Origin of the sequence: Ferroplasma sp. (assembly GCF_037442045.1) — an archaeon.
In the GTDB taxonomy this organism is placed as follows: Archaea; Thermoplasmatota; Thermoplasmata; order Thermoplasmatales; family Thermoplasmataceae; genus Ferroplasma.
The window spans coordinates 48,478-55,047 of sequence record NZ_JBBIRC010000003.1 but is presented as its reverse complement, the minus strand read 5'-3'; the positions used below and the strand labels follow the sequence as shown (position 1 = coordinate 55,047).

Here is a 6,570-nt window from a genome sequence, read left to right as displayed (position 1 = left end):
TTCATAACCTCTTCAGCTTTCATGGTAGATAACATATATATTATAAGAATATAAATATATCCTTTTCATTTACTATATACAAAATAAACTATAAAATTGTATAAATATCTTTTTATCGTATACGTTTTCAATAATTTAATTAAATAATTTTTAAAGTTATTATGGTTTTATAAAGAGGAATAAACCAGTTTTAATCTATCAGGAATCTTATTTATTGATGGTTAAAAGAAATTTATTTTTAAACTGTTCCAAAAATATCTAAATATTATTTTCTTTTATATTTTTAATAAAAATAGATGAAGATAAAATTAATTCATTTTTCGATGGTAACCTGCGTATATTTATACTTCGGTGTTCCAGTTTCATCATCCAGGTCTGCTGTAACAATATAATTAATATCTGCATTGTGCATGTATGCAAAAACAGTTCCCGGCAAAACATCATCAGTTATTCTTGTTTTTATCTTTAACTGCCCGGACCTTGATTTTAAATTAACAGTTTCATCATCTTCCACTTTAAGTTTTTCTGCATCTGCTTTATTGATCCACAATCTTGGTTCGTATTCCTGCATGCCTGGAACACGGTTTATAACTTCATCTGTATTGTACCTCGTGACAAGCCTGCCGGTAATAAGTATTAACCCATCGTTATATTCTGGAGAATCAACAGGAATAAATTTAGCCTTTCCAGAAGGCAGGTTAAAATGTTCCTGATATAAAAGTTCTTCACCATCTGGATATCTGGAATTTTTGGAATAATCCTTTACATCTTCTATATTCAGGTTTTTATACAGTGGCACAGATTGCTTTAACTGTTCAAATATGTCCTCAGGCTTTTTGCTGAAATGCTGCCCTGCATATTCTGCAATGTCTGCAATAATTTCATAATCCGGCCTTGCATGCCCCGGTGGATCCACAATTTTATACCTCCACTTTACAAGCCTGTCCATACTGCTTACAGAACCCTCTTTTTCAGCCCATGCAGCTGAAGGCAAAATAATATCTGCATATTTTGCGGTTTCAGTCATAAATATGTCCTGGACCACCAGCAATTCAAGATTATTCAAAAATGATTCAATTCTGCTTTTCTCCGGGAGACTATTTACTGGATTATAGCCCATAAGGAAAAGAGCCTTTATTTTATCATTATTGTAAAATGCATTGGGTATGGACGTTCCCTTACACACCGGCGGCTTAAATCCCCAGAGCTTTGATAATGCTTCACTGTTTGCTTCATTCATTTCCCCATTTGGGAAAATATCTGGCTTTATTAAATCACCGGAACCCTGTACATCAGTCTGGCCCCTGTAAACTATAACACCGCTGCCTTTTTTGCCTATACTTCCGGTGAGCAATGGAAGTGAAAGGTAAGATTTTATTCCCTTTGTTCCAGTGGATTGTGTGAGTCCCAGGCCCCATGAAAATATAACTTTGTCCATTGCTACAAGTTTTGCCAGGTTTATTATGTCATTTTTTGGAATGCCTGTGTTTTTCTCAGCCAGATCTAAAGTGAATTTTGCAACTGCAGATTTGTAAGCTTCAAAGTTCTCTGTTCTTTCATTAATAAATTCATTATTTATTAAATTGTTAGTTATAAGGTAATTTCCAACAGCATTGAATAAAAATATATCAGATCTGGGTTTAATCCTCAGTTTTAAGTTCACAAGTTCAGAAAATCTTGTATTTCTCGGGTCAATCTGTACTATTTTGGCACCTTTCTTCTTAGCTTCAAGGAAATACTGGGTTAGAACCGGATGGCTGTCAGTTACAGATTCACCTGCTACTATTATTACATTTGCTTCAGGAATTTTCGTTACAGAGGTAGCGCCTGCACCGATGCCCATAACCTGCTTCAATGCCGATGCAGAGGGGTCATGGCATATTCTTGCGCAGGAATCCACATTGTTTGTGCCCAACAATCTTGCAAGCTTCTGGAAATTAAAAATTTCTTCAAGTGTGTTCTGGCAACCACCATAAAAAGCAACAGAATCATTGCCATATTTTTTCTGTATTTCCCTTATTTTTTCATATGTTGTTTTCAAAGCATTATCCCAGGAAGTCCTTTCCAGTTCATTTTTTGTTTTGATTAATGGCTCATATAACCTGTCCCATGCTGTAAGCGGCTCATAAGATACCATGCCCTTGCCGCACAGGTGGCCTCTGCTTACTATATGTTCAGGATCTGGCTTAACACCGACTATTGTATTATTCACAGATAAAACTTCCATACCACATCCTACGCCGCAAAAAGGGCAAATGGATTTCATACTATTATAACCCGGTTGGGTATATAACAATTTCCAAATCATGAAATTTATTCACTGTATTAAGAAATTTAAATTACTTAAATTACAGCTTATAATGTTTGAAAACCACATTCTTTATCGTATCCATAAAGACCATCCAGACAAATGTTATTGCTACGCTTGCTATTACAAATGTTAACGGGATTGCAGACACAAGTATTCCGTAATATGAAAACGATGATATTACAATGATATCTATCACACTTGAAAGCATTAAAATTGTGCCTGGCCTTGACTGGTAAAATCTCTTCCTTTCCCTGACCATATAAACAGTAAACTGCCCTGAAAATACAAGCATATCGAATATGAATGTATGGATTTCGTTAACCGTCAGGTTATAGTATAATCCAATGTACAGAAAAACAAAGCCTTCTATTACCAGTAAAGAAGCAAGTATTGCGGAAGAAGAAATAAGTGATTTAACCTTCCATTTTTCTGGCCTCATGGAATATGAAACATTATCTGTTGCTATTGACATTGTAACAAAATCATTTGCAAACAAAAGGAGTATTACATCAAATGGCGTTGTAACAAAAAATCTTACTATAAAAAATGAAAGTGTTAAAAAGAATGCGACCTGTATTGTTTTAATTATTTTGTTCAGCGTATAAGTAAGCATTCTCTGGTAAATTCTCCTGCCTGATTTTACGCCGTCAACTATATCAGTTAATCCTGGATGTGTTAAAACTACGCTTGCTGAAGCTTTTGCAACATCTGTTGCAGTGGAAACAGCAACGCCAAATTCAGCCTGTTTCAGTGCAGGTGAATCGTTTACGCCATCACCGGTCATACCAACTATCTTTTTTGATTTCTGCAGAGCCTTTACAATATAATATTTATCTTCAGGAAACACCTCTGCAAAAATTGAACAATTCTTTATTCCTGCATTTGAACTTTTTATATTTTTTACATCGCACAGTTCCTTATCCAGGCCTATTTCACCGGCCACTTCCTCGGCTATTAACCTGTTGTCTCCAGTAATCATTACCGGTGAAATGCTCAATGCTTTCAATTCACTTATAAGTTCTTTTGAGTCCTTTCTTGGCGGGTCATAAAGTGGTATTAACCCTGCTACTGTTAAATCGTTTTCACCATACGCAATAGATATCAGCCTGAATCCCTGCAAAGAAAATTTATTTATATCATCATCATAGGATTCTGGCACATTTTTTGAAAGGCTTTTAATTACCTGCGGTGCACCTTTTACTATGTGAATTTCTTTTTCGCCGTCATTGATTACTGCTTCAGTCCTTTTGATTGAAGGGTCAAATGGGGTGAATTTAATTCTTTTTGAATAGTCCGGTTCTATGTTTTTTGATTTTGCGAAATCAAGTATTGCATTGTCTATTGGGTCCTGGCTTTCCCTTTCTGATGCATATGAAGCGTATAACAATAATTTTTCTTCATCGCTACTGTAAACTTTTGGAACATTCAATGTTAATTTATCCTCTGTTATTGTCCCGGTTTTATCCATGCATAAAGTATCCATTGAAGCAGCGTCTTCTATTGCGGACAATCTTGTTACTATTTCTCCGCGCTTTGACATATGCAGTGCCCCAAGGGCCATAGCTATTGTAAAAGTTGCAGGCAATGCTACAGGTATTGATGCTATTAAAACAACCAGGGCAAATGGTATGACATCACTTAAATTTACGTGGGTAAAAAAGGAAAATACAACCAGGGCAAGAACCAGAAGCGTATCTATGGCTATCAATTCTTTTACTATGCCCATGATTAATTCTTCTATATGCGATTTTGTATTTGCCATTTCAACAAGTTCTGTTGTTTTTCCAAAGTATGTATTTTTCCCCGTGGCTACTACAATTCCAGTTGTTTCACCCCTTTTTACTATTGAGCTTGAGTAAACTAGGTCATTAATTTTTTTATTAACTGATAGTGATTCACCCGTAAGGGCAGACTGGTCTATCTCCACCTGGTTATCAATTATTTTTATATCAGCTGGAACCACATCTCCAAGCCTTATATGGACTATATCGCCCGGAACAAGCATTCTTGCTTCAACAAGCTGCCACTGTTTGTCCCTTAAAACCCTTGCCTGCACCGACAGTTTTTTCTTCAATAATTCTACGGCATTGTCTGCCTTTGATTCCTGGGTAAAAGATATTATGCTGTTAAAAATCAATAAAAATAGAATTATATACATATCACTGTACTTGCCAAGGAAAAATGTTATTAGAATTGTAATTTCAAGCATCCATGGTATTGGTGCCCAGAATTTCTTTAAAAATTTAATAATTTTGCTCTGTTTTTTTGCTATAACTTCGTTGGGGCCGTACTGTGAAATTCTTCTTGACGCTTCATCAGATGTTAATCCATCCGCACTGCAATTAAGCTTTTTAAAAATTTCATCTATGCCGTCTTTATCAAAGTTATCCATAGTTGTAACTATTATTACGAATCAAATCTTAAATATTGCCCTAAAAACTATAATAATATCTAAATAACACCAATATCACATCATTTGTGTAGATTGATTGTTAAATAATAAATTAAAAAACATTAATATTCGCATCTTTGTGATTTAAACATTTTATTTTTTGAGAGAAATAATTCTTTCTAAACCGTTGATAATGAATGGATTTGATACACTCTGCAGTATAAATATAAATATTTATTTTACATATATGTTCAATGAAAACTGGCCTTAAAAAAGATTCTTTATCACTTTATAATGTTATATTTCAGGGTGTTGCAGGTTCGGCTCCTGCAGGTGCTGCCGTTGCAACGTTAACTGGATCGGCTGCCTTTGCCCTGGGGTCACTGCCCTTATCTGCTGTAGTGGCATTTGTTATTGTTTTAATCAATGCCATAATAATCAACAGAATTTCAAGGCATGTTGCAGGCGCAGGCGGTTATTACGCATACAGCAGGGAAGGACTTGGAAATTTTGCAGGGGTTTTTACTGGCTGGATGTATATAATGTACCAGATCATGTCACTTGCCTTTATTGGTTTGAGTGTTGCAATATTCCTTCCGGCACTTCTTGATACTGTATTTGGAATTATAATACCATTCTATTCCTGGGTTTTGCTTCTCGTTTTGATTCTGGCCTTTGGATATTTTGTATCATTTTCCGGAGTCAAGAATTCAGTACGGTATGCCATGGTCATGGCCACAATTGAAGTAATAATTATAGCTGCAATAAGCATAATAATTATAACAGCGAAACCATCTATAAATACAATTTCTGTATTTACTCCTGTTTATGCCATACACGGTTTCACTGGCGTAATGCTCGGCGTACTGTTCATGTATACAGCATTTTCTGGTTTTGGTACAGCAACACCTCTTGGAGAGGAAGCAAAGGATGCAAATAAGGTAATAGGAAGAGGAGTCCTTGTCTCAGTAATAGTCCTGGGATTGTTCTTTATCCTTGCTTCATATGCATTTACCGTTGGCTGGGGCCCTTCAAGGATGTTGAGCTTCTCTAAAGAACTTGTGCCTGGAATTATACTGACAAAAAGCTACCTTGGCATTATTGGAGCAATTGTAATAACAGTTTTATTTGTCAATAGCTTATTCACGGATTCAGTTGTATTTACAAATTCACTTTCAAGAGTTGTATTTTCAATGAGCAGGGATAATGTTCTTCCCGGCATATTATCAAATGTTCATGAACAGAGGAGAACACCACATATAGCTGCAGGCCTGATGGTAATTATAGCATTCATAATTGGCGCCATTGCAGTTGTAACCCTGGGTGGCTTCAACGCCTTTCTTTACACAGGCATAGCTGCCACGCTGGCTGCACTTCTTGTTCATATGTTCGCAAATGCATCTCTGGCAGGAATTGTCAGGAAAATGAAGGCAAAATTAAATATTGCCATGGATGTTATTCTGCCTGCAATATCTATAGCAATACTTGGCTTTGTATTTTACGGGAGTTTTATCAGCATAGATAAAATTGTTATAATAGCTTCTGTAAGTTTTATTGCATGGGTTATTGCCGGATTAATATATTCTGCCATATCCAGTAAATACCTTGTGCATACAAAACCGGAATAATACTTTTGTTTTTTTCTGGTCATAATTCCAAATTTATAAATGATTTCAAATAATTAATTACATCCTATTGATGCCGGGTTTATTGTGAATTATAATACTAACAAAAATGCGGATTAAAATATATGAAAAGGAACTGTACTAACTGTCAAAAATTTGAGTTCATATAAATACACCGGATCTTATGAAATTATAACCCTGAAGAAGCATAAATGCAATCAAGCAATAAAATAAATAGTGCT

3 protein-coding genes are annotated in these 6,570 nt (G+C 35.4%); 1 reads left to right on the top strand and 2 read right to left on the bottom strand.

The window, feature by feature from the left end:
- Positions 1-313: 313 nt before the first annotated feature.
- Together fdhF and WKI77_RS00910 are read right to left on the bottom strand one after the other, a co-directional pair.
- Positions 314-2,266: a formate dehydrogenase subunit alpha gene (gene fdhF, locus WKI77_RS00915; protein WP_337859959.1), complete on the bottom strand. Its 1,953-nt coding sequence runs from the start codon at positions 2,264-2,266 to the stop codon at positions 314-316.
- 82 nt (positions 2,267-2,348) lie between these two features.
- Positions 2,349-4,703 carry a plasma-membrane proton-efflux P-type ATPase gene (locus WKI77_RS00910; protein WP_337859958.1) on the bottom strand — a complete coding sequence of 785 codons (2,355 nt, stop codon included), beginning with the start codon at positions 4,701-4,703 and terminating at the stop codon, positions 2,349-2,351.
- 254 nt (positions 4,704-4,957) lie between these two features.
- Here WKI77_RS00910 and WKI77_RS00905 point away from each other — a divergent pair, with 254 nt between their 5' ends.
- Complete coding sequence (locus tag WKI77_RS00905; protein ID WP_337859957.1) at positions 4,958-6,331, top strand: APC family permease; 1,374 nt, start codon at positions 4,958-4,960, stop codon at positions 6,329-6,331.
- Positions 6,332-6,570: the final 239 nt, after the last annotated feature.